Raw genomic sequence first — 26,286 nt, 5'->3', positions numbered from 1 at the left:
TTATTTTTGTACACGCCTTGCAACGGCAATCGGGTTTTAAACTTTATTTGTAGGAGCCATTCTCCTGTACTTGCTGCATGACACGCAAGAAGTTACCTCCCCAGATGCGCCGGATGTCTTCCTCGTTGTACCGTTCATGAAGTAACTGACGAGTCAGATTGATCATTTCCGAAGAATCGTTGCATCCGATAATACCTCCGTCACCGTCAAAGTCACTGCCGATTCCCACATGTTCGATACCCATCACGTTCACCATGTGATTCAGGTGTTCGATGGCATCCAAGATGTGAGCCGGACGCTCTTTACGGAGGAAGCCGCTATACAAGCATACCTGTACCACGCCTCCCTTGCGGGCTATGGCACGAAGCTGGTCGTCGGTCAGGTTACGGGGATGGTCGCAGAGCGCACGGCTGGAAGAATGCGAACAAACCACCGGTTGGCTGCTGATGTCCAGTGTCTCGTAGAATGTCCGTTCCCCACTGTGCGACAAATCTACCATCATTCCCAGGCGGTTCATCTCCTGAATAACCTGCTCCCCAAACGGAGTAACTCCCAAGTTTTCTTCATTGTAGCGTGCAGAACCACAGATGTCATTGTTTCCATTGTGGCAGAGCGTCATATACACTACTCCCCGTTTCCGGAAATGTGCTACCCGGCTTAAATCCTTTCCGATGGCATATCCGTTTTCAATGCCCAACATAATGGCCTTCTTTCCTTCCCGTTTCAGACGGTATAAGTCGTTGGGGGAATAAGCGATGTCTACAGCCGTACAGTTCATAGCTACCATCTCCTCAATCTCATTCAGCAGACGGTCTGCCTTGGCCGTTGTAGCCAGCAGTGCTTCATCCGTACGTTCCTTCTGTTCCAGGTACGCCACCATGATGGTCGCATCCTGCCGTCCCTCCGTCATTTTATGTAGGTCCACTTTAATCTTCGGGTCCCGTGCGTGGAAGCGGATATGCTGGTCGAAGAACATCGGAGTATCGCAGTGCGTGTCGAGAATCAACAGACGCTCATGCAGCTTCTTGGCCTTCTGGAATGAGCCAGCTTCACGGACGAGCCATCCGAACAACGGCATCATGCACTTGTCTTGATTCAGGATGAAACATTCTGGATGCCATTGCACCCCTATAATAGATTTGTACTCTGTGCTTTCAATCGCCTCTATTACTCCATCGGATGCCGTGGCCGATACACGGAAACCCGGAGCAGCATCTTTCACGGCCTGATGATGGAAAGAATTCACAGCTACCTCCTTGACGTTTAAGATACGAGCCAACAGACTGCCTTCTGCTAACTCTACCTTGTGTGATGGGAAACTCCGTTCCAAATCCTGGCTGTGTTTAATCGATGGGGTATCCTTCTGTGCATAGATGTCCTGATAGAGTGTGCCTCCCAATGCCGCATTGATGACCTGCATCCCTCGGCAGATACCTAACATCGGAATCTGTCGGTTGGCAGCCAGACGCGTCAGAAGCAGTTCCTGGCGGTCGCGGTATGGATTGATGCTGTGAAGTTCCCGGATAGGATCTTCGTGCAGGAATAACGGATTCAAGTCGCCTCCTCCGGTGAGCAACAGCCCGTCAAGCTGCTCAAGCGTATTAATCAGCAAGTTCGTATCCTCGTAGGGAGGAATGACCACCGGTACCCCTCCAGCCTGAATGATAGACTGATAATACCCTGGAGCCAATGTCAGATTACCGTCGCTGAAGTTCCCGGTAAGTCCGATAAGCGGTGCTTCCTTATGATTGGGGAAGCGGCTGTGAATGCCCTCGTCGAGGGCCTGCATATCGAAAGAAAAATTTGTTTTCATGTGTTCCTTCTTTATTTACCAAGTAAGGCAAATATAGAGAGAACTTGCGAATTATGTGCACAAGAAAAGAAGGAATAAAGTAAATAATTGACAATTGAGATAGAGTCTCATAAAAAAGGGAATACAATATCCTCTAAAAAGGAGCTCGTATTCCCCGTTCGTGTGTATAAGGTAACGTGTTATCAGTCGAAGTTCTGTATGGTCTCTTTGCGGATTTCCTTACCGTGCTGGCTGTACACAATCGTAAATAAAGTCTGGTTGTCAATCTTAGCTGCGTTTATGCAAGGCAGGCTAAGTTTTACACTTTCATAAGGTGAAAGCACTTTCACTTGTCCTTCTGCCAGTTTTACTCCATTGACCAGTACGGTCAGGTCTGTTTCTTCTGAGGTGGACAAACCGAAATTCTTCACTTCCAGTTCCAATTGCTTGTCATACGCCATAGGATATGCCGCCGACAGGCATGCCGGATGATAATTAACGTAAGGCAGTCTGGCATATCCGTACAGCAAGTCTCCTTTTTTCGTCTTTCCGAGCAGTTTGGGAGCAAATTCATCTTTTCTGATGGTATTGTTTCTGCCATCGAATACGATAATCAGGTCCTTGCCCGAAGCGATACGTTTGACAGCCTTGCATCCCTTTCCGTAATTTACGTCTGAGGAGCTTCCGAATCTCAGCGATTTCATGTCGAAATCCTTGAAGTCAACCCCTTCCTCTGCTTTTACCAGCACCTTGATTTCCTTGGTTTGGGCGGTAATCGTATCTTCGTTCAGGACAGACAAGCGCAATCCTTTGTTCAGAGGGATGCATATATTCTTTGAACTGTGCCGGTCGTTGGGATGGTCTTCCCATTTGATGGTATCGATAACGGCAAAGTTGGCCTGAATGGGGCGTCCGTATTCATCCTGAAACACTTTCATGCGCTCATACTTAAACCAGTTTTCCTTGTAACCATCCTTGTGAGCGGCTATTCCCGGAGTGTAAGCTTCGCCTTCCTCCGTAATCCAGTGGATACCGTCGATGGAGCGCTGGTAGTAGGCAATTCTTCCCAGCCAGTCGTTGACGATAAGGTGATATTGCAAGCTGTCTTTCCAGATAACCGGATCTTCAAATTCCCCGTTCACGTCCGGATACACACTTCTGTCACTGACCTGTTGATAGGGAGAGATACCGTTTTCACTGATCCACACACCTCCTCCGCGGCATACCATCAGATAAGAACCGTCACTTCTTCTGGCAAAGGTCAGGTTAGACAGCCCCTCAATGATTTTTCTGTTTCTCTTGTCGAAGGTGAAATGACTGTACGTCCACGGCCCATTCAGGCTGTCTGCAATGTAATATCCGTCGATTACGTACACCACGGGGCGTCCGTCTTTTAGTATAAATGCTTCCGGATTATGTCCTTTCCCAATCGTGTCACAGATAGTATAAGGCCCGTTTAAATGCTCACTTGTCGTATGGAATACGGTCGATTTGGGCCATGTCATGTGGCCCTTGGGCGAGTTTTCCGGCCATCCGCAGACAAAGAGATGGTATTTATTGTCCTTGCCTTTAAGAATGTTTCCTCCCCAAAAAGAAAGTTCCGGATTTTCAATTCCGTTGTCAACGTATCGGAGACGTACCGAGTCGGTTCCCCACACATTGTCGCTGGACTTCCCGTCGGGCATAGGCAGGAACCGGTCTTTAAACCGTCCTCCATCGATAAGGTTTTTCCATTCGGCAGGTAATGTACGCTCTGTGATTTGTGCATTTGCACAGAGACTGAACAATAAGGTTAAAAAGCAGAATATATTTTTCATGGTAAGTATTATGTATAATTCCCAGCAAAAGTAGGTATATCTCCTTGTACGATTGTAGCATATAATACGTACTTCGTAGGATTTTATCGACAAATTGACGTTGGGAGGATTTTTCCTCCTCCGGCTCTATAGCATTAATTAGCATCTCAAATAGATATTTATTCAAATTATTTTCTCATATTTGTTTAAAATCTAATGATATGGAACTGATTCGAACCCTTTCTCAGATGGTCAACTGCCTGCGTTCGCGCGGTATACGACGGAAAGTGGCGGTGGTCTGCCCGAACGATCCGCACACGGAATATGTCATTATCCGTAGCTTGAGAGAGGAGATTGCTGAATATCTGCTGGTCACAGATTCTGCTCACTTGAAAGAAGCGCTCGACTTGCGGGCGGCTTCTCCCGACTTTGTACGCATTTACGAAGCTGGAACACCGGATGAAGCGGCTGCGCTGGCTGTGCAACTGGTACGTACGGGTGAGGCGGAAGTCCTGATGAAGGGACTTATCAACACCGACAACCTGCTGCGTGCAGTCCTGAAAAAAGGAGAGGGACTGTTACCCGAAGGAGGGGTGCTGAGCCATGTGGCCGTGGCGCAGGTACCTTTGTATCATAAACTGCTGTTTTTCTCGGATGCGGCAGTAATTCCTCGTCCTACTTTGGAGCAATACCGTTCAATGATCGCCAACGACCTGGCTTTGTGTCGCACGTTGGGATGCGAAGAGCCCCGGGTGGCACTGATACACTGCACGGAGAAAATCAACGAGAAATTTCCCCATACTCTGAGCTACGTGGAACTGAAAAAAGAAGCGCAGGAAGGCCGTTTCGGAAAAGTTTTTATCGACGGGCCGATGGATGCCAAGACCGCCTGCGACAAACACAGCGGGGAGATAAAAGGACTTTCCTCGCCGGTGGTAGGCAATGCAGATATTCTGATTTTCCCTAATATAGAATCGGGCAATACGTTTTACAAAACCCTGTCTCTGTTTGGCGATGCGAATATGGCAGGTATGCTGACGGGTACCATCGCACCGGTAGTAGTGCCTTCGCGGAGTGACTCCGGAAACTCCAAATACTACAGTCTGGTGCTGGCATGTCTGGCAGGGACACGAAAAGAATAAAACTAGACCTTATGAAAATACTTGTCATCAACCCGGGCTCCACTTCTACGAAGCTGGCAGTCTACGAGAATGAGAATCCCATCTGGCGTGAAAGCATTGCGCATCCTTCCAAGGAGTTGGCCGACTTTCACCATATCAATGAACAATATGAGTACCGTCGCAAGTGTGTGCATGATACGCTGGAAAAGGCTGGTATTCCGCTTGCCTTTGATGCCGTGATTGCCCGTGGAGGCTTGTTGAAACCTACTCCTGGTGGAGTGTATCAGATTAACGAGCAAATCAAGCATGATTTATGGCATGCCGATATGGAACACGCATCGAATCTGGCGGCCTGGATTGCCGATGAGATTGCGCATTGTGCCGGTTGTCCTTCTTATTTGGCCGATCCGGTGGTGACTGATGAGTTGCGCGATTTGGCCCGTATCTCCGGTATTCCGGAATTGCCGCGCATCTCCATTTTTCATGCACTGAACAGTCGGGCTGTTTCCCGTAGTTATGCAGCCCGCATCGGACGTAAATACGAAGAGCTGAATCTGATTGTGGCGCATCTGGGAGGCGGCATCTCAGTCAGTGCCCATCACTACGGGAAGGTGGTCGATGTAAACAACGCCTTGAACGGAGAAGGCCCTTTCAGTCCCGAACGGGCAGGTACGTTGCCGGCCCGGCAGTTGGTAGATATGTGTTTCAGCGGGAAATATACCTATGCCGAAATCCGTAAGATGATAAACGGTCGGGGAGGCCTGGTGGCTCATTTGGGTACTACTGATGTGCAGAGTATTATCCGTTGGGCACATGCCGGAGCCGAAAAGCACAAGCTGGTGCTGGATGCCATGCTTTATACGGTAGCCAAGCAGGTCGGTGCCATGCACGTCTCCCTTCACGGACAGACCGATGCCGTGATTCTGACAGGCGGCATCGCTTTCAACGACTATTGCATCCGTGGGCTGCGTGAATGGCTGGAAGGGCTTGCCCCGATTGTGGTCATTCCCGGTGAAGATGAAATGGGAGCTTTGGCCATGAATGCCCTGGGCGTGTTGCGAGGAGAATTGACTTTGCAGGAGTATGCGCCGGAAGAAGATGCCGGATAGCCGCATTCTGTAGGGGAGAATATACAGTCTGAAACAGTTAAAATCCCGTTAAAAATACCTCGACACGTACGTGTCGACCTCTCATCACGTACGTGCGAAGACCTTGACACGTTCGTGACGATGTCTCGTCACGTTCGTGTCGAGGTGTTTTTGTCTTTGTTTTCCTGATAAACTTTACATGCAATATGTGTTTGTGCTTATCTGCCTTTGCAGGATTCAGCAAGAATTCATATCTTTGTTTTCGTGTCTGTTTCACCTTAATTATCTTTCTTTTGTAACATGAAAAAGTGCTTCCTTTTCATTCTATACACGCTTTTGTCGGCAATGAAAGGGTTATACGGGCAGCAAATGTCTTACCTTCAGTTAGACCGTATCCCCTTGCAAACCGATGCCTCTACCATCAGTTGCATCCTGCAAGACCCAAGCGGGCTTATTTGGATGGGGTCGAATGCCGGTTTGCTCAGTTATGACGGATATACCCTGCAACCTCACTTTGAATACGGGAAAAACAGTAATGTGCGTATCTATTGCGGTGTCACTGCGGGAGACTCTATTTTTCTTGGAGCAGACAACGGGTTATTGATATATAATTACAAAACCGACCGCTACGTTACTACGGAAGTATCTTTTCCAAGCGATGTGCGCAGCCTTGCTTTCTACAAAAACAACCTTTGGATAGGGACGCTAAACGGGCTTTACCGCTATACGCTTGATACACACGAACTGAAAGGGTTTACTCCCCGTAACAGCCACCTCCCCCATGACGCTGTCTACTCCCTGCTGCATACATCTGACGGTGAACTGTACATCGGTACTTATGACGGGGTATGCCGGTTGGATGAGACCGGCAATGATTTCTATCTCATCGGCATTCCCGCCGCCAGGCGCGAAAAGAATTTTTTTGCCAATACCATGCTGGAAGACGAAGAACGCAAATGTTTATGGATTGGAACAGAAGGCGAACTGATTTGCCTGCACTACGGACGGGCAGAAAGTATTCTTCTCTTTCAGGATAATTCGGTGAAATCGCTGGTCTTTGATGTCGATAAAAATTTACTGATAGGAACAGACAACGGACTATACATTTATAACCCCACTACCGGAAAACATAGCCATCTGTTCCACGATTCACGCAACAGTCACTCACTGTCAAACAATATCGTATGGAGTATCTTTTCCGACAAAGACGCTAACATCTGGCTGGGTACGGACAATGGCGTATCCCTTGCCCGCAATACTCATCCTTATTTATTCATACCCGTATGGCAACTGACGCACAGTAGCGAGGGAAATTTGTTCCACTCCATTTTCCGCGACAGCAAAGGAAATTACTGGCTGGGAGGTACGGACGGATTATTATTCGTAGAACACGGCTCGATAAACAATAATCCGCAAACACGGTGGTATAAGATGAACAAAAAAGATTATCCGTTATCCCATAACCGCATACGCCATATTTATGAAGACCGGACAGGGAATTTATGGATTGCTACAGACGGTGGCATAGAGAGGTATGATGAATTGACTCACCAATTCATCCCATATACAATCGTCGACCGGACACGTTCGTATAACGCGAATTGGGCTTACTATATGTTTGAAGACCTTGACGGGAATTTCTGGATAAGCACTTGTCTGGGCGGACTTTTTGTTATCCGGAAAGATAAATTGTTACATTCCGCATCGGGTTATTGTGTGGCCGACAAGAACTATACGACCCAAGACGGACTGAAAAGTATGTTTATCAACCAAGTGGTAGAAGACCGTAGCGGCAACGTGTGGATTATGTTATATAATAACGGGATTCAGAAACTGAATCCGAAGAGTGGGAAATTCACCGCATTCCGCCTGCCAAGAACAAATGAAGAAATCACTACCGATTTTCTGATGAGCGACAGCGAAGGATATCTTTGGGCAGGATGCCACAATAAAGTGTTGCGTATCAATCCCGTCACGGAGACAGTCACGGAAATCAATTTGAACCAGAAGAATTGTAATATTCTTTCCATGGCAGAAGTTGAAAGCAGCATTTGGGTTTCTACAACCAAAGGATTATGGGGAATTGACAAAAAGAACAATGCGGTATCACGCATCCCTGTCGGTGACCAGATGTTTACATGCGTCTGCTACGATAAGACTGACCGGCGTGTATTTTGGGGAGGTTATGATGGTATCGGGCTGTGTACTCCTTCGGCCGCTAGCAAAGCAGCAAAGTATCTTCCTGTCCACATCACTGCAATAACAGCCAACAACCAAAAGATAACTACCGACAGCAGTGTGCGGTACACACAAAACATCGAATTAAGTTACAAAGAAAATAATCTGTCGTTCGAATTTTCTGATTACTCGTATGACCATATAAAGAAAGGTAACTTTGTATATAAATTAGAAGGATTGGACAAGGACTGGCATCAGGTGGACGAACGTTCTAACCGCATTTCCTATACCAATATTCCTCACGGCAAATATACCCTGTTCATACGGCATGCCGGGGACAGACAAAAAACTGCTTCCATGCTTTCGGTTACCATTCTTCCGCCGTGGTATCAAACTTTGTGGGCAAAAATGGCTTATTTCCTTATTATCGGAGGATTGGTCGGATGGATAATCAACTTTTTCATGGTAAAAAACCGTCTGAAACTGGAACAGATGGAAAAACGCCAGATAATGGAACAGTCGCAGCAAAAATTAGATTTCTTATCAAATATTTCCCACGACCTGAAAAACCCGATCAGCATGATTGTCACTCCGATAAGCAAATTACTGATTGATGTGAAAGACTATCATCAAAAATCAATGTTGGAAGTGGTTTACCGAAATGCGGTCAGTCTGAATGAAATGATTCATAAGCTGTTGGAATTTAACCGTATAGACCGGAAAGAAGACTCTATGCTTATCGTGTCGCGTATCGAACTGGTTTCGTTTGTCAAGAACATATATGCCGTTTATAAAGAAGCGGATGTGGAAGAAAAATATCAATGGAATCTTTCCTGCAACACCAATTCTTTGTTTATGGACATGGATGTCATCAAACTTAAGTCAATAATAAACAACCTGCTTTCGAATGCAACTAAATATACGCCGCGGGGCGGCACTATCAGTATTGTAATTGAATATCATGAAGATTTGCAGGCTGTAAGCATCCGTATCGCTGACACCGGAATAGGCATTGCCGAAAATGAGCTGCCTTATGTCTTCCAGCGTTTTTATCAGTCTTCACGCACTAAACAGCAATACGAAGGCACCGGAATCGGACTTTACCTGGTAAAAACTTATACGGAACTACATCACGGAAAAGTTGAAGTAGCATCAACTATCCAAAAAGGAACAACTTTCACCGTGACTTTTCCCGTAGATGAATCGCTCAACTTGTCCGTATCCTCAACCCAGGAGCCGGAAACCAGAGAAGAAGCAGATAGCCACGAACTCAAGCCGTTGATTCTGATTGTAGATGACAATCCGGAAATGCGCAATGTCATCCAAACCATCCTGGCTGATGGTTACCGGTGTGTATTCGCAGCCAATGGGAAAGAAGGGCTGGAGGTTGTAAACAACCAGCAACCCGACTTAATTATTTCCGACTTGATGATGCCCGTCATGGACGGCATTGAAATGAGTCGCATATTAAAGAAAAACCTGACTACTGCCGTGATTCCTATCATCATGCTGACCGCAAAAGATGATAAACAAACAGAACGCAAGAGCTTGCAGTCGCAGATAGATGCTTTCATCGCCAAACCTTTCGATGCTGAGATTCTTTACTTCAAAGTTTCCCAGCTGTTGCATAACAGGGTTGCCTACGAAACGAAGGCACGGATGGAAAAGATTTCTTCCCCTAAGCCAATTGAAGAAATAGCCTCGCAGGACGAAAAGTTTTTGACAGCTATAACCCAGCTTATCGAGGACCATATATCTGACTCCGACTTGAATGTCAATGCGCTTTGCAATCTTTCCGGTGTAGGAAGCAAACAAATCTACCGGAAAGTAAAACAGCTCACGGGCATGTCTCCGGTGGAATATATCAAATCCATCCGAATGAAGAAAGCCGCAATGCTGTTACAGCAGCGGAAATTTACCGTATCGGAGATCATGTACATGGTAGGTTATTCTAATGCGTCTTATTTCTCGAAATGTTTTCAGGGAGTATTTGGTAAAACCCCCAAACAATACGCTTCAGAAGACTGAAAAAAGCTGTTTTACAACAGTTGTCCGATTTCTTTTGTTATATGTCCGATATGTTTCTTTGAAGTAGCAGGTTGTATTCTACCTTTGCCACGAACAAAAAACCATAATACGTAACATGAAAAACAACATTTTTAATCTGCTGAAAGTGTTCCTGTTCTTTCTGATAATAACAGGAGGCGGAAACACAATCACACTTTCCGCGCAACAAAGCGGAAAAAGAATCATTACCGGACAAGTCATCGATGATGAAAATCAAGAACCTCTTATCGGAGTCAGTGTATTGGTAGTAGGTACCACAACCGGGACTATCACCGATTTCGATGGAAACTACTCAGTAGAACTTCCGGCAGGAAGCAAGCAACTTCAATTTTCGTACATCGGATACGCTTCTCAAACAGTAAATGTGTCTGCCAACGTATTAAACATTCGACTGAAATCGGATACAGAAATGCTGAGCGACGTGGTAGTCATCGGTTACGGTACACTGCGTAAAAGCGATTTGACCGGCTCGGTTACCAACGTGTCGAGCGAAGATTTCAATACGGGACTGGTCAGCTCGCCGGAGCAGCTTATCAATGGGAAAATCTCCGGTGTACAGATTATGTCGAACAGTGGTTCGCCTACGGCAGGTAGTACCATCCGTGTACGTGGAGGTGCTTCGCTGAACGCCAGCAACGACCCGCTTATCGTGCTGGATGGTGTGCCATTGGAACAAGGAGGTATCAGCGGAAACGATGGAAACTTCCTCAGTCTGATTAATCCGAATGACATTGAAAGCATGACCATTCTGAAAGATGCTTCTTCTACGGCAATCTATGGCTCACGTGCTTCAAATGGTGTTATCATCATCACTACTAAAAAAGGGAATTCCGACAAGTTGAAAGTAACGTTCAGTACAACCAATTCCATTCAGACCCGCACAAGAATGGCAGACATGCTGAGCTATGACCAGTTTGTAAACGTAGTAAAAACGCAAGGAAGTGCTGCCCAGCAAGCTTTATTGGGAACGGCAAACACCGACTGGAACGACCAGGTTTATCATAACGCTTTCGGAACAGATAACAACCTGAGTTTGGCAGGACGTATCGCCCCGAACTGGCCAATCCGCGTATCGGTAGGTTATTATAACCAGGATGGTTTGCTTAAAACAGACAATGCCGAACGCTTTACCGGTAGCCTTTCGTTGTCTCCGTCTTTTTTTGATGACCATCTGAAATTGACTATCAATGCCAAAGGTTCGCTCAATAAGAACCAGTTTGCCAACACTTCGGCCATCTGGGGAGCTTCTACCATGAATCCCACTATACCTGTTTATTCTGGGACTGACGCATTTGGAGGCTTTACAGAAGCCATTACGGGCGATGGGAGTCCGGTGACGGGCGGAGTAAGGAATCCGGTTGGTTTACTGGAACAACGCGATGCTCATAGCAAGGTAGTCCGTTTTATCGGTAACTTCGATGTTGACTACCGTTTGCATTTCTTCCCTGACTTGAAACTCCATGCCACATTGGGATACGACTATGCCGAAGGAAAAGGCTCGGAATACGTATCGCCCGAAGCTGCTCAATATTATACTACCGGGGGATATTATTATCCGTATGGACCGCAGAAAAACGAGAACAGGCTGCTGACCCTGTATGCTAACTACAATAAGTTTGTTGATACCCTCAACAGCAGTTTCGATGCAACCGTAGGATATGATTACCAATATTGGAAATCCGCCACTCCGGCTACTACACAAATGAATGCCGCCGGAGAAATACAAACTCAATACAGGACATCCGACCAACGTCATGTGTTGCTTTCGTACTACGGACGTCTGAATTATTCTTACGGTTCGCGCTATATGCTGACGGCTACTGTTCGCCGTGATGCCACCTCCCGCTTTGCACAATCGCAGCGCTGGGGTACATTCCCTTCTGTTGCTTTAGGATGGAGAGTTACGGAAGAATCGTTTATGAAAGACCAACAAGTATTAAGTAACCTGAAACTGCGTGCAAGTTATGGAGTCACTGGCCAGCAAGACGGTATTGGCAATTATAATTACCTGCCTGTTTATATCATCAGCCAAGATGGGGCACAAGGTATCGTAGGAGGTACTCCTATTTATACATACCGCCCGGAAGCATACGTATCAGACTTGAAATGGGAAACAACTACCTCGTGGAACTTTGGATTCGACTTTGGTTTCTTGAAAGACCGCATCACGGGTAGCTTGGATTATTATACCCGGAAAACAAAAGATTTGATTGCCACGGTTCCTGCCGCCGCAGGTTCTACGTTCGACCGCAACATCACAACCAATGTCGGTAACGTAGACAGCCAAGGTATTGAATTGTCTTTAAACGCTACACCGGTTCAAACCAAAGATTTAACATGGGATGTCAGCTTTAATATGACTTGGCAGAAAATGAAGGTTAAGAATTTGTCGATTGTGGAAGGAGGACAAGCTACCAACACACAAGTAGGGCCGGCGGTAGACGGACAATATGTGCAAACCCTTTCCGAAGGATATGAACCCTATATGTTTTATGTATATAAGCAGCTGTACGATGAAAAAACCGGAAAGCCTATTGAAGGTGTTTATGCCGATTTAAACAATGACGGTACTATCAACGAAGGCGACTTATACCGCTACCATTCGCCTGCCCCGGATTTTATCATGGGATTAAGTACTTCACTACAATGGAAACGATGGAACCTGGGCATGAGTTTCCGTGCCAATATCGGTAACTATGTTTACAATGGCATGGCTATGACTACCGGAGCCTTTGAAACAATGAGCTACAATGCTTATCAGCTGAACAATCTTTCAACCAGCTATCTGGAAACCGGATTCCAGACCCGCCAGCATTTATCCGACCATTACGTTGAAAATGCTTCTTTCTTAAAGATGGACAATCTTACATTGGGTTATAACTTCGGAGAAATCTTCAAGGGATGCAACCTCAATATCAGTGCGATGGTTCAAAACGTATTTTGTATCACCAGATACAGTGGCGTAGACCCGGAAGTACCTAATGGTGTGGACAATACGTTTTATCCGCGTCCGCGTACTTATTCTTTGAATATCGGACTTAATTTTTAATCTTCAATCCAGTACCAAGCTATGAAACGAATATTATATACAGCAATGATTTGCTGCGGATGTTTTCTTACTCCTTCCTGCGTAGGAGATTTGGATCAGTTCCCGCATACGGAAATCACTTCCGAAAATATTTATAACAGTGCAGAAAGTTATTATCAGGTATTAGCAAAATTATATACGGCAATGGTCACTACCGGCCAGGAACAGAACGGCAGTCAAGACCTCTCAAGCAACAAAGGATTCGATTACATGCGCTGTTATTTTAACCTGCAAGAAGTCGGTACCGATGAAGTGGCCTATACATGGTTATCCGGTGAAACGCTGAGCGACATCAGCAACCTCTCTTGGGATGCTACCGATGTATGGGTTTCGGATATGTACTATCGTATCTATTATAACATTGCGCTTTGTAATGAGTTTCTCCGTCATACTACAGACGATGCAATCGCTGCATTCGACGGACAAACACAGTCTACCCTGCGTACATATCGTGCGGAAGCCCGTTTCCTCCGCGCACTGTTTTATTACCACGCACTCGACTTTTTCCATGATATTCCATTTGTCTCTGAAAACGACCCTGTGGGCAGTTACATTCCCCCACGCTATACAGCCCAACAGATTTTCGATTTTATTGAGACGGAATTAAATGAAATTACAGGAACAGAGAACGGATTGCTGAACCGCGACGAATGCCCTTACGGACGTGCTTCGAAAGGAGCCGCTTACACGCTGCTGGCAAGAATGTATCTGAACGCTGAAACCTATATCGGCGAGGCTCGCTATACTGAATGTATCACTGCTTGTAACCATGCCATCGAACAAGGCTATACGCTGGAACAGGATTATGCCAAGCTGTTTAATGCTGATAACGATAAACGTACCAACGAAATTATTTTTACACTTCCTGTTGATGCTACCACTACTGTTTCATGGGGAGCTTCCACGTATGTGGTATGTGCGGCGGTACCTGCCGGCATGGCACAAAACTCAGTCGGAGTAGCCAGCGGATGGGGGTCTATGAGAATGCGCGGTGCTGCCTCTGCCCAATTCAATAATGACCCCAGAGGTATGTTTATCACCGAAGGGCAAACCCTCAATATTACAGACATGACTAACGAGAAGGAAGGTTATGTGGTAACTAAATGGTCAAACATAACCGATGCGGGAGAAACGGCATCCAATACGGCACAATCGGGTGTGAATACGGACTTCCCGTTATTCCGTCTGGCAGATGTTTACTTGATGTATGCCGAAGCTACGGCACGGGGCGGGCAAGGAGGCAGCATGGATCAGGCTTACAAGTATGTAAACGAACTGAGGGACCGTGTGGGAGCTGAACCGATTCCGAACTGGGCTGCCATGACCAATGACAATTGTATCTTTTTCCTTGCCGAACGCTTGCGCGAACTGTATTGGGAAGGCACACGGCGTACTGACTTGATTCGCTTTAACCGTTTTACTTCTAATACATACGTATGGGAGTGGAAAGGAGGAACACTGGCAGGAACAGGGGTAGACAGCAAATATAACATTTATCCTATTCCGTCTACCGAACTGACTGCCAATCCGAATTTATATAATGAGAACTATTAATACTTAAACTCTTTTGTTATGAAAACGATAAAAAGCCTGTTTGCTGTATTGTTCGCATTGCTTGCTTTTTCGGCTTGCGAGAAAGATGGCGACAAAATATATTTGCAGAGCCTGGAAAGCAATAACTTAATGGCTACCACCGACAGGGTTGAACTGAATGCTGACTTGGCTCAAGAGATAGTGGTTTCACTGGCGTGGACAGACCGCACGATTCAGATAAGTGACCCTGCGGTAGGAACAACTGTCACCGTTACAACCTATGTGGAAGCATCGCTGTCGGAGGATTTTTCTACCACCGTCAGCAAGACTGCAACGACTTCACTTTCCATCGCATTCACAGGGCTGGAACTGAACTCATTAGCAAGCGAGATTGGAGCTGTTACGGGACGGAATAATAAGATTTATTTCCGTCTGGCAGGAACTACCGGAACAAATATTCCTCCGGTATACAGCAATGTGGTAAGTATCGATGTCACACCATACAAAATGGATATGAACACCGGTACTGTCATCCTGTCAAATGATCAGACGGAGAATTTGGGTGAAACAGGTGTTACTTTTTACTCACCGGATGCCGACGGTATATACAGCGGATTTATCTCTATACCTGAAGCATGGTATCATATCCTTCTTAAAGAAGGAGACGGCTCGATATGGGGAACATCAGGAAGCGAAGGGGCATTCCATCTTACAGACGACCCGAACAACTCGCTCCAGAATATGTGGTTTCCTGGAACAGCTGGATGTTACTATGTTATCGTCAATACGCAAGCGGCAGAATGGAGTGCGCTTCATATCAGTTCGCTCTCTGTCAGCGGACTGACAAGCGAAAGCATCGACCTTACGTTAGACCAAGCCACAAACCAATGGGTTGCCACATTTACTGCCGACGCTGCCGGAAGCCGCACGATAACCATCAACGGGCAGGGAGAACTGTATAATGTGGAAACCGGAGACGGCTCGGGCACAGCCACCGGCATTGCGTTTGCCGCCGATGGAGAGCATGTCGCTTTAGCCGAAACTGCCGGAAACATTACGGTTGATGTGCCGCAGGCAGGAGAATGTACCGTCCGACTGAATCTGTATGATCCGATAAACTGCACGGTCAGCGTAGAGGCAGGAGCAGCCGAACTGCCGGGCGGAGGAGACTCCGGTGAAGAGACTCCCGTCACGCTTCCCGAATCGCTCGACGTGGTTTCTTATTCCACCGGTTCCGAAGTCATCTTGACTACACTCTACCCTACCGGCAGCGAAAGCGGTGTGTACACAGGCACTTATTCCGGAGAAGTAAGAGACCAAATCAACATCGTAGACCGGACGAACTCGGTATGGTATGGATGCGACCCGGATGAAAACTCGCAACTGTCTTCACAAGACGACAAATGGAATATATGGTTCGACGGAACCGGAGCGGTTACCCTTACCGTTGACCTTACTAACATGACTTGGAATTACACAGCAAATTAAAAAACGAAACAACCATGAAAAAGATAAAAAACTGGTGGATGGGCTTACTCCTATTGGCGGGGGTTGCCATCACTTCCTGCAACGACGATGATAAACCGGTATTCCCCGAAATTCCGGAAGAGACATACGATATGACGGGATTTGCCCGCGGTGCCGATGTAAGCTGGCTGACCGAAATGGAAGCTAACGGAAGGAAGTTTTATGATGCCGACGGAAAAGAACGGGAATGTATGTCTCTGCTCCGCGAACTTGGGATGAATGCTATCCGTTTACGTGTGTGGGTGAATCCTGTCGACGGCTGGTGTAACCAAGCCGACGTAGTTGCCAAAGCATGGCGGGCACATAACTTGGGATACCGGCTGATGATTGATTTTCATTACAGCGATACATGGGCGGATCCGGGAAATCAAACCAAACCGGCGGCTTGGGAGGATTATTCGTTTGATGAACTGCGTCAGGCTGTCGCCAACCATACGACTGAAGTATTGACTACGCTTAAAAATCAAGGTATCGACGTGGAATGGGTACAAGTAGGAAACGAAACCAGCAACGGCATGTTGTTTGACGAAGGCAAGGCAAGCACGGATATGGCAAACTTTGCGGCATTGGTCAATTCGGGTTACGATGCTGTAAAAACGGTTTATCCTGAAGCTCAGGTTATTGTTCATTTAGACCGGGGTAACGAGTTGACGCATTATGCATGGATATTTAATGGCTTGCAAGGGAACGGAGCGAAATGGGATATTATCGGAATGTCGCTTTATCCGGGCGAAGACCCTGATGAAAACAATGGACTGGCTGAATGGAGTCCGGTAGATGAAAACGGGCAGACATGGAAGGCACAAAACGATGCTTGCATTGCCAATATGCAATCGCTTATCAGTACGTATCATACCCAAATCATGGTTTGCGAGATAGGTATCCCGTGGAACTACGAACAAGCTGAAGCCTTTTATTCCGATTTCATGACCAAAGCTAAACAGGTAGAGGGATGCTTGGGGGTATTTGTTTGGGAACCGGAATGTTATGGAGGATGGAACGGATACCAAAAGGGCTTATTTGATGACAGCGGAAAACCTACTGCCTCACTGAATGCTTTCGCTCGTAACTAAAATTTGTTATCAGGAGGGGAGTAGTGAAAAGACTTCCCTCCTGAATAGATTATTCAAATCTAACTATTCAAAAACCAACAATATGAAACATACAAACCTATTTAAACTCATCTTCTTCTTTGTATGTGTTATCACGTCGGGCTCTGTATGGGCACAACGCAGCGAGCAGCTGTTAGAAAAAGGATGGCGGTTCACAAAAGGAGACGTGAAAGGGGCCGAGACTCCCGGATTTGATGATTCGGAGTGGGAGGCTGTTACGATTCCTCACGACTGGGCTATCTTTGGTCCGTTCGACCGCAGCCATGATTTACAGAACGTAGCTGTTACCCAGAATTTTGAAACGGAGGCTTCGGTGAAAACCGGACGGACGGGCGGATTGCCATACGTGGGTGTAGGCTGGTATCGTACTACTTTCCATGCACCTGCCGGCAAACAGATTACGCTGATGTTCGACGGCGCGATGAGCGAAGCCCGTATCTACGTAAATGGAAAAGAAATAGGCTTTTGGCCCTGGGGATATAATTCTTTCTATTTTGATGTAACACCGTATGTCAATAAAGATGGACAAGCAAACACGCTGGCAGTACGCTTGGAAAACCGTCCGCAGTCTTCGCGCTGGTATCCCGGAGCCGGACTTTACCGGAATGTGCATGTCATTGCTACAGACGACATACACGTACCCGTTTGGGGTACGAAACTGACTACCCCACACGTAAGTGTTGATTATGCTTCGGTAAAATTACTTACAACGGTAGCAAATGCCGACAATAAAGATGTCCGTATCGTAACCGAGATTGTTTCGCCCGAAGGAAAGATAGTTGCCGCCAAAGACAATACGCGCAAAATCACTAACGGAATGTCTTTCGAACAAAACTTTCTGGTAAATTCCCCGATGTTGTGGTCGCCCGAAAGTCCTTCATTGTACAAAGCCGTTTCTAAAGTCTATGCAGACAACCGGCTTGTTGATGAATATACCACCCGTTTCGGCATTCGCAGTCTGGAGTTTGTAGCCGACAAAGGATTTTTTCTGAACGGCAAGCACCGCAAATTTCAAGGAGTATGCAATCATCACGATTTAGGGCCGTTGGGAGCGGCTATCAATGTATCTGCCTTGCGCCATCAGCTGGTTTTACTGAAAGACATGGGATGTGATGCCATCCGTACCGGACATACCATGCCTGCCCCTGAGCTGGTGGAACTTTGCGACGAGATGGGTATCATGCTGATGGTTGAATCGTTCGATGAATGGGATATAGCCAAGTGTGAGAACGGATACCACCGCTTTTTCAATGAATGGGCGGAAAAAGACATTGTAAACATGGTTCGCCATTACCGCAACAATCCCAGCGTGGTGATGTGGAGCATCGGCAACGAGGTTCCTACCCAATGGAAACCAGAAGGTTGCAAAGTTGCTGCATTCTTACAGGAAATTTGCCATCGAGAAGATCCTACACGTCCTGTCACTTGCGGCATGGATCAGGTTTTGAGTGTGTTAGACAATGGATTTGCTGCCTTGTTGGATGTTCCCGGTTTCAATTATCGTACCCACCTCTATACGGAAGCATATAACCGCCTGCCGCAAAATATCGTGCTGGGTTCAGAAACCGCTTCTACGGTCAGCTCGCGTGGAGTATATAAGTTCCCGGTCGTTAAACGCCACACAGCGATGTATGACGACCACCAGTCTACCGGATATGATTTGGAATATTGTTCATGGAGTAATGTACCCGATGAAGATTTTGCATTAGCTGATGATTATCCGTGGACAATCGGGCAGTTCGTATGGACCGGCTTCGATTATCTGGGCGAACCCTCGCCTTACGATACTGATGCTTGGCCCAGTCACAGCTCACTGTTCGGTATCATTGATTTGGCAAGCTTGCCTAAAGATCGTTATTACTTATATCGTAGCATCTGGAATAAACAGTCGCCTACATTATATATATTGCCCCACTGGACTTGGCATGGGAGAGAAGGAAAAAATACGCCTGTGTTTGTTTATACCAGCTATCCCGAAGCCGAACTTTTTGTCAACGGAAAAAGTTATGGCAGGCAGTGCAAACTTACGGTCGAGGAAAGCAGGGCATTACAGGGAAAAGATTCGCTCTGGCTGCAACGCCGCTACCGCCTGATGTGGACAGACGTGGTTTACGAGCCGGGCGAAGTAAGAGTAGTGGCTTATGACGAAGCAGGAAAAGCGGTGGCAGAACAGACAGTCCGTACTGCCGGAAAGCCGCATCATATAGAACTTTCCACCCCTCACCATACACTAAATGCCGATGGAAAAGAGCTTGCTTATGTAACCTTGCGCATCGTAGATAAAAACGGCAATCTCTGTCCTACCGACGGGCGCTTGGTTAACTTTAGGGTAAAAGGAGCCGGAACTTACCGTGCTTCAGCCAATAGCGACCCCACTTGCCTCGATCTTTTCCATCTGCCCCGGATGCACGTTTTTAACGGAATGTTGACGGTTATCCTCCAGGCGGGCGAAGAAGCCGGCACATTGGAACTGCAAGCTACAGCTAAAGGCGTAAAAAGCGGAAGTATCCGGATTAACGTGAAACCTGTAAAATAACTGGGTATGAAGAAGATAATATATCTTGCGTGGATGGCTCTTTGTTCCTTCCACGCGTATGGACAAACAGACACTACGTTCTACAAAGGTGCCGACATCAGTTGGACTACCCAACTCGAAGCAGAAGGGCACCGGTTTTATAATCAGAAAGGCGAAGAACGTGAATGTACTGCCCTGATGAAAGAATTAGGGCTTAACGCCATCCGTCTGCGCGTGTGGGTAGACCCTGAAGACGGATGGAGCAGCAAGGAAGATATGCTTACACTGGCTAAGCGCGCTCAAGCAAACGACATGGAGCTGATGGTAGACTTTCATTATAGCGATTTTTGGGCAGACCCTGCACATCAAACCATTCCACGTGCTTGGCAGAACCTGTCGTTCGAAGATTTGAAGGTAGCTGTGGCCACACATACACGCGATGTCTTGTTGCTACTTAAAAATAGCGGCATCAAACCTCGCTGGGTACAGGTGGGCAACGAAACCAGCGACGGTTTCCTTTGGGAGGTGGGACGCGCCAGCACCAATATGCCGCAATATGCTGCCTTGACCACTGCAGGTTATGATGCCGTAAAAGATATTTTCCCGGAAACGACTGTCATCGTCCACCTTGACAACGGGTTTAACAACGAATTGTATAATTATATCTTTGACGGACTGAAGGCTAACGGAGGGAAATGGGACATGATAGGTATGTCGCTTTATCCGTACTGGTCGATTATGTACAAACACGTTAAAAATGCTGATGAAGCGATAACGCGGTGTATGGATAATATTCGTCGGATGAGCCGAAAATATAACTGCCCCGTCATGATTGTTGAAACGGGAATGGAGTCGGCAAAACCGGAAGAAGGGAAAGCGCAGCTTGCCCGTATCATCCGCCAAGCCCGTATGGAAACCGAAGGAAAATGCCGGGGTGTGTTTTATTGGGAACCCGAATGTAAACCCACTCCTTACGTATTGGGTGCATTTACTGCCGATGGACATCCTACCGCCATTATGGAAGCCTTTACGGAAAATTAGTGAGTGTAAGAGTTTGAAAAGCCTTTTTTTATTGCATTCTATTTTTTCATAAGGTAATTTTCAATTACGTTTAATTATTAGGCTCAGTCCTTCATGGAGCATATCATGGCTTCATTACTATGTCTGTAAAAAACGGGTTCTGGAAGTTGTCATATTGCTTCTAGAACCCGTTTTCTTACTGCTCGTATTCTTTCTTCCGTTTCGGATTCATCGGGAACCAGCCTTTCAGCACGCGTTCGCGCTGTTCGAAGACCTCCTTGATGGTCCAGAAAGAAGAGAATGAGAAAACTCCCAACAGGGTCGACAGCAGAATCTGACTTACCAGTACGGAACCGATAACCTATATTTCAGTAATTTATCTCATTATGGACAGAAGGCGGCTGGAGCATTGAAATAAATTTATGGTATATTCAAATCAGTTATAATTTGAGAAAGAAATATTTATTGTTTCATTTAATTGATTAATTTTGTGTTCATACGATAGATTTGAATTTGGTTTAACTTATAGTTATTGTATCTAGAATGAAGAAATTCTTGATTTCGTTGTTTCTGCTTTTTTTTGCTATTGTTTCTATGGCAGATGAGATGCCTATGTTGTTATCAGAGCTTGATAAAGCAATTAAAGAACGTCCTTTGTATATAAAGAAGCGTTTGGAATACTTGGAGCGTTTGAATAAAATGTTAGATAATTCAGAAACTAATGAACAACGTTATCATATATTAGGAGAGTTATATTCTGGATATTCTTCTTTTAATGCTGACTCTTCATTGCATGTGGCTCGTGCTATTTATGAAGTTGCTCAACGTATCCAGAATGAGGATTACCAGATAAATGCTTTAATGAATATGGCGGAGATTTCTGGAGTTGCTGGTATGTTTAAAGAATCTCTGGATTTGATGAAAAAGGTTAATCGGAAACGGTTGCCTGATTATTTGCGACCTTATTATTATCATGTTTATCGTACTGTTTATGGGAATATGGCTGATTATACGGTTTCTGTTGCCCAAAAAGGCCAATATAATAGATTAACGGATTCTTATAGAGATTCTATTTTGCTGGTAAATAATCAGGAGTCTGTTACTTATCAAATTGTTAAGGCTGATCGTTATAATGTTCATGGTCAATGTAAGGAAGCTATTGCAATGCTTGAAGACTATACTAATAAACATAAAATGGAAGTTCATGATGAGGCTATACTTTATTATACATTATCAAACTCTTATTCTTTAATTGGAGATAAAGAGAACCAGAAACGCTGTTTGTTGCTTTCTGCTATAGCTGATATGAAATCGGGAGTTAGAGAATATGCTTCCTTGAGAGAACTGGCTGTGTTACTTTATCAAGAGGGAGACCTCGATCGTGCTTATTCTTATTTGAAACTTTGTATGGAAGATGCAGCTATGTGTAATGCCCGTTTACGGATTATAGAAACCTTGAAAATATTTCCGGTGATAAATGAGGCTTATCATTTAGAAAAAGCAAGGCGGCAGCATAAGTTACAAATAATGTTTATTTGTATTTGTATCTTGTCATTTATTTTATTGGGAGGAGTTTATTATATGTATTACCAGATGAAACGTCTGGCGGTAGCACGACGTCAAGTAATAGATGCGAACCGGAAACTACAGGATTTAAACAATGACTTGTGCCTGTCAAATGCTAAGTTGAAGGAGTTGAATCACGCATTGAGTGAGAATACTTATTTAAAAGAGATTTACATAGGACGTTATCTTGATCAATGCTCAACGTATATTGAGAAGTTGGATGAATACCGTAAAAGTTTAGCTAAATTAGCTGCGGTTGGAAAGGTTGAGGAATTGTATCATCAGTTGAAGTCTTCTCGACTGGTTGATAAAGAATTAAAAGATTTTTATGCGAGTTTTGATGATACCTTTTTGTTGCTGTTTCCGACTTTTGTTGATGATTTTAATAAACTATTAATTGAAAGTGAAAAAGTTCATTTAAAGCCTAATGAACGGCTTAATACAGAGTTGCGTATTTTTGCATTGATTCGGTTAGGTATTACAGATAGTGTAAAAATAGCTCAGTTCCTTCGCTATTCGGTTACTACCATTTATAATTATCGAACTAAGGCACGGAATAAGGCGGCTTGCAATCGGGATGAATTTGAAAAATATGTCATGCAAATTGGTAGTTTAGAGCAGTAGCGTCTTGCTTTTCATTTATTGGATTACTACTTTTTTGACATTGGAATCATTCTCTAATATTATAATAATTAGAAAGTTATGATTATTTGAATATCTTAAGTTACTACTTTTATACTTGGTTGCCTTGAAACTTTTATATTAGCATAATACTTTTGCATTGTTGGAAAAGGATGTAGTAATATTACATCTAATTTATTAATTAAAAGTCTAATTTATGCAAAACAGCACTTCAAGGTTTCTACAAAAGAAGCGAGCGCTTTCTCTTTTAGGAGGGCTATTTATTACAGCAAGTGTATTTGGTCAGAATCTTACGGTAACAGGTACTGTAAAGGATGTTACAGGAGAACCTGTTATTGGGGCAAATGTTATCCAGGAAGGAACGTCGAATGGTTCTATAACGGATATTGATGGAAAATTCTCTTTAAGTATTCCTAAAGGATCTGTTTTGGTGATTTCTTATATAGGATACGCAAGTCAGAATGTAACAGTGACAGGTAACCAGCCGCTCGTTATTACTTTGAAGGATGACACGGAACTATTGGATGAGGTAGTTGTTGTGGGATATGGTACGATGAAAAAGAGTGACCTGACAGGAGCAGTAGGTTCTGTCGGAGCGAAGGATATGAAGAACTCTCCAATATCTAACGTAGGTCAGGCACTGCAAGGTAAAGTTGCAGGATTGCAGATTATAGATAGTGGTAAGCCCGGAGATAATGTTACTATTCGAGTACGTGGTATTGGTTCTATCAATGATAGTAATCCGTTGATAGTAATTGATGGAGTACCTACAGATTTAGGACTTAATTCTATCAATATGGCAGATGTCGAGCGTGTTGATGTTCTAAAAGATGCTTCTGCTACAGCTATTTATGGTTCTCGCGGTGCTAATGGTGTAGTAATGGTTACTACGAGAAAGGGAGAAAGTGGGAAAGGTAAGCTTTCTTTCAGTGCTAATTGGGCTGTACAGAATGTTACGAATCAACCAGATATGTTGAATGCGAGTCAGTATGCAGCTTATAGCAATGATATGCTTTCTGCAGCTGGGCAAACAACAAATCCTTTGTGGGCGGATCCTTCTTCATTGACTTCAAGTACTGATTGGCTTGATGAAATGTTCCGTACAGGACTATCACAAAATTATACAGTTAGTTACTCTGGAGGGAATGAAAAGTCTCATTATTATGTTTCTGGTGGATTGTTAGAGCAAAAAGGTGTGGTAGAGAGCGTTAAATATCGCCGTTTTACGTTTCAAGCCAACACGGACTCTCAGGTTTTGAATTGGTTGAAGTTCTCAAATAACCTGACATTTTCTACTGATACTAAAACTTCAGGAAGCTATGATGTGGCCGGTGCAATGAAGGCACTTCCTACACAGCCGGTTAAAACAGATGAGGGTGACTGGAGCTATCCTGGTTATCCGGACTACGACAATCGTTCACAGGCTAACTGGTACGGAACGATGCGTAATCCTATTGGGCCTATATACAATGATAGCAAGCGGACGGATGGATATAATCTCTTGGCTAATATTTCAGCAGAAATAAAGTTTTGTGACTGGTTGCAGTTTAAGTCAACATTTGGCTATGATGCTAAATTTTGGTTTTATGAGGACCTTTATCCAAAGTATGACTGGACTGCTTCTGGAGAAGCTGGTGAAACAAGTAAGTACCAAAGTAGTGATAAATCTTTTACTTACTTGTGGGATAACTATTTTACTTTTAATAAAGATTTTGGAAAGCACCATTTAGATGCTATGGTAGGTAGTTCTGCACAGTGGAATAAATATAATTACATGAATGGTAATGTATCCGGCTTTTTATTTAATGAATTTAGTCAGTTGACCAATGCGAAGGAAATAACAAGCTTGACGGGTTCCATGAGCGAATGGGCTTTACTTTCGTATATGGCTCGTGTCAACTATTCATTTGATGATAAATACTTAGTTACGGCAACTGTACGACGTGATGGTTCTTCACGTTTTGGAGAAAATAATCGTTGGGGTACATTCCCTTCTGTGTCATTAGCATGGCGTATATCCAAAGAATCTTGGTTTCCACAAAGTGAGGTCGTGTCCGATTTAAAATTACGTGCAGGATATGGAGTAACTGGTAACCAGGCTTCAATTGGTAATTATGATTTTGCAGCATTGTTTGATATCCGTAAATATGCTTTTGGAGGGAAGGTTGTCGATGCGTTGACTACAACAAGTTTGTATAATCCTGATATCCGTTGGGAGGCTATTCATCAGGCCAATATCGGAGTTGACTTAAGTTTGTTTAATTCGCGTGTAAACCTATCTTTGGATGCTTATGTAAAGAATACAAAGGATATGTTAGTTTCAGCTTCAGTTCCTATTACTGCCGGATTTGATGAAACAGTCTCAAGTTGTCAGACTAATGCTGGAAAGGTCCGTAATAAAGGTGTTGAGTTGGCTTTACATACTTATAACTTTGTCGGAGGGGATTTTAACTGGGATACTAGTTTGAATTTGACTTATAATACCAATGAGATTGTAGATTTAAATAGCAACATACCGATGTTCCGTAATGAGATTGCCGGTGAAAATGTAATTCGTTTGGCTAATGGATTTCCGATAAATACTTTTTATGGATATGTGACTGATGGTATTTTCCAAAATTGGGAGGAAGTTAATTCACATGCATTCCAAAGTACAGAAACTTGTCCGGGAGATATTCGTTTTAAAGATCTGAATAATGATGGAAAGATTAATGAAGATGACCGTACTGTTATCGGTAATCCATCTCCTAAGTGGATATTCTCAATGAATAATAATCTGAGTTATAAAGGATTTGATTTGTCTATTTATTTGCAGGGAGTGAGTGGAAATGATATTTTTAATGCAAATAATATAATGAATGAGGGTATGGCTGGAGCTGCGAATCAGACTACGGCAGTTCTGAACCGTTGGACAGGGGAAGGAACAAGTTATGTCATGCCTCGTGCGGTACTGAATGACCCAGCTAAGAATAATCGTGTTTCTGACCGTTGGGTTGAGGACGGCTCTTATTTGCGTATAAAGAATATTACGCTAGGATATAATTTCCCCCAAAAATGGATAAAGAAGTTAACCTTGGAGAATGCACGTCTGTTTGTTTCTTGCGATAATGTGGCTACTATTACTGGATATTCTGGTTTTGACCCAGAAGTAGATATTAATGGGATAGATAATAATCGTTATCCTATTTCACGAACTCTTAGTTTAGGAGTCAACTTTAATTTCTAATCTGAAAAAACAATT

At 44.6% G+C, this 26,286-nt stretch carries 13 protein-coding genes and 1 pseudogene; 11 read left to right on the top strand and 3 right to left on the bottom strand.

All coding sequences use genetic code 11. The annotated features are described in order from the left end of the window. Window positions 1-43 precede the first annotated feature (43 nt). Both WKT20_RS02130 and WKT20_RS02125 read right to left on the bottom strand, forming a co-directional pair. Complete coding sequence (locus tag WKT20_RS02130) at window positions 44-1,813, bottom strand: gamma-glutamyl-gamma-aminobutyrate hydrolase family protein (protein ID WP_340416748.1); 1,770 nt, start codon at window positions 1,811-1,813, stop codon at window positions 44-46. 182 nt (window positions 1,814-1,995) lie between these two features. After that, entirely contained in the window at window positions 1,996-3,609 is a 1,614-nt protein-coding gene (locus tag WKT20_RS02125) for a glycoside hydrolase family protein (RefSeq protein ID WP_118243995.1), read from the bottom strand. A 200-nt stretch (window positions 3,610-3,809) separates the two neighbouring features. On the opposite strand from WKT20_RS02125, the gene WKT20_RS02120 reads away from it, so the two are divergent. From WKT20_RS02120 to WKT20_RS02080, 9 genes are all read left to right on the top strand, one after another. Next, window positions 3,810-4,730, top strand: coding sequence for a phosphate acyltransferase (locus WKT20_RS02120; RefSeq protein WP_007559335.1), 921 nt, complete (start codon window positions 3,810-3,812; stop codon window positions 4,728-4,730). Between the two features lie 11 nt (window positions 4,731-4,741). Then, window positions 4,742-5,818, top strand: coding sequence for a butyrate kinase (gene buk / locus WKT20_RS02115; RefSeq protein ID WP_340416747.1), 1,077 nt, complete (start codon window positions 4,742-4,744; stop codon window positions 5,816-5,818). Between the two features lie 348 nt (window positions 5,819-6,166). Beyond that, complete coding sequence (locus WKT20_RS02110) at window positions 6,167-10,003, top strand: hybrid sensor histidine kinase/response regulator transcription factor (RefSeq protein ID WP_340416746.1); 3,837 nt, start codon at window positions 6,167-6,169, stop codon at window positions 10,001-10,003. A 115-nt stretch (window positions 10,004-10,118) separates the two neighbouring features. After that, window positions 10,119-13,091 (top strand): SusC/RagA family TonB-linked outer membrane protein, encoded by a 2,973-nt coding sequence (locus tag WKT20_RS02105; protein WP_340416745.1) that lies wholly within the window; start codon window positions 10,119-10,121, stop codon window positions 13,089-13,091. A gap of 21 nt (window positions 13,092-13,112) precedes the next feature. Further along, window positions 13,113-14,684 (top strand): RagB/SusD family nutrient uptake outer membrane protein, encoded by a 1,572-nt coding sequence (locus WKT20_RS02100; protein WP_340416744.1) that lies wholly within the window; start codon window positions 13,113-13,115, stop codon window positions 14,682-14,684. Window positions 14,685-14,702: 18 nt separating this feature from the next. Then, window positions 14,703-16,151, top strand: a complete 1,449-nt coding sequence (locus WKT20_RS02095) for a DUF5114 domain-containing protein (protein ID WP_340416743.1) — start codon at window positions 14,703-14,705, stop codon at window positions 16,149-16,151. A gap of 14 nt (window positions 16,152-16,165) precedes the next feature. Then, window positions 16,166-17,263 carry a glycoside hydrolase family 53 protein gene (locus WKT20_RS02090; protein WP_117670123.1) on the top strand — a complete coding sequence of 366 codons (1,098 nt, stop codon included), beginning with the start codon at window positions 16,166-16,168 and terminating at the stop codon, window positions 17,261-17,263. 82 nt (window positions 17,264-17,345) lie between these two features. Beyond that, window positions 17,346-19,838 (top strand): glycoside hydrolase family 2 TIM barrel-domain containing protein, encoded by a 2,493-nt coding sequence (locus WKT20_RS02085; protein ID WP_340416742.1) that lies wholly within the window; start codon window positions 17,346-17,348, stop codon window positions 19,836-19,838. 6 nt (window positions 19,839-19,844) lie between these two features. Continuing rightward, a complete protein-coding gene (locus WKT20_RS02080; RefSeq protein WP_117670127.1) occupies window positions 19,845-20,858 on the top strand; it encodes a glycoside hydrolase family 53 protein in 1,014 nt (337 codons plus the stop codon). A gap of 175 nt (window positions 20,859-21,033) precedes the next feature. On the opposite strand, the pseudogene WKT20_RS02075 reads toward WKT20_RS02080, so the two are convergent. After that, window positions 21,034-21,198 (bottom strand): annotated as a pseudogene (locus tag WKT20_RS02075) (DUF4491 family protein); the annotation flags it as partial. 182 nt (window positions 21,199-21,380) lie between these two features. On the opposite strand from WKT20_RS02075, the gene WKT20_RS02070 reads away from it, so the two are divergent. Both WKT20_RS02070 and WKT20_RS02065 read left to right on the top strand, forming a co-directional pair. Next, on the top strand, window positions 21,381-23,027 hold the full coding sequence (locus tag WKT20_RS02070) for a DUF6377 domain-containing protein (protein WP_278453680.1): 1,647 nt from the start codon (window positions 21,381-21,383) through the stop codon (window positions 23,025-23,027). A 214-nt stretch (window positions 23,028-23,241) separates the two neighbouring features. Continuing rightward, window positions 23,242-26,271 (top strand): SusC/RagA family TonB-linked outer membrane protein, encoded by a 3,030-nt coding sequence (locus WKT20_RS02065; protein ID WP_340416741.1) that lies wholly within the window; start codon window positions 23,242-23,244, stop codon window positions 26,269-26,271. Window positions 26,272-26,286: the final 15 nt, after the last annotated feature.

This window comes from Phocaeicola sp. ICN-14070 (genome assembly GCF_037892625.1).
GTDB lineage: Bacteria > Bacteroidota > Bacteroidia > Bacteroidales > Bacteroidaceae > Phocaeicola > Phocaeicola plebeius.
This window is presented reverse-complemented; position numbering and strand designations above follow the sequence as displayed.

Coding starts and splice junctions, on each gene's coding strand:
- WKT20_RS02130 (WP_340416748.1), bottom strand. CDS start 1,813: ATGAAAACAAATTTTTCTTTCGATATGCAGGCCCTCGACGAGGGCATT.
- WKT20_RS02125 (WP_118243995.1), bottom strand. CDS start 3,609: ATGAAAAATATATTCTGCTTTTTAACCTTATTGTTCAGTCTCTGTGCA.
- WKT20_RS02120 (WP_007559335.1), top strand. CDS start 3,810: ATGGAACTGATTCGAACCCTTTCTCAGATGGTCAACTGCCTGCGTTCG.
- buk (WP_340416747.1), top strand. CDS start 4,742: ATGAAAATACTTGTCATCAACCCGGGCTCCACTTCTACGAAGCTGGCA.
- WKT20_RS02110 (WP_340416746.1), top strand. CDS start 6,167: ATGTCTTACCTTCAGTTAGACCGTATCCCCTTGCAAACCGATGCCTCT.
- WKT20_RS02105 (WP_340416745.1), top strand. CDS start 10,119: ATGAAAAACAACATTTTTAATCTGCTGAAAGTGTTCCTGTTCTTTCTG.
- WKT20_RS02100 (WP_340416744.1), top strand. CDS start 13,113: ATGAAACGAATATTATATACAGCAATGATTTGCTGCGGATGTTTTCTT.
- WKT20_RS02095 (WP_340416743.1), top strand. CDS start 14,703: ATGAAAACGATAAAAAGCCTGTTTGCTGTATTGTTCGCATTGCTTGCT.
- WKT20_RS02090 (WP_117670123.1), top strand. CDS start 16,166: ATGAAAAAGATAAAAAACTGGTGGATGGGCTTACTCCTATTGGCGGGG.
- WKT20_RS02085 (WP_340416742.1), top strand. CDS start 17,346: ATGAAACATACAAACCTATTTAAACTCATCTTCTTCTTTGTATGTGTT.
- WKT20_RS02080 (WP_117670127.1), top strand. CDS start 19,845: ATGAAGAAGATAATATATCTTGCGTGGATGGCTCTTTGTTCCTTCCAC.
- WKT20_RS02070 (WP_278453680.1), top strand. CDS start 21,381: ATGAAGAAATTCTTGATTTCGTTGTTTCTGCTTTTTTTTGCTATTGTT.
- WKT20_RS02065 (WP_340416741.1), top strand. CDS start 23,242: ATGCAAAACAGCACTTCAAGGTTTCTACAAAAGAAGCGAGCGCTTTCT.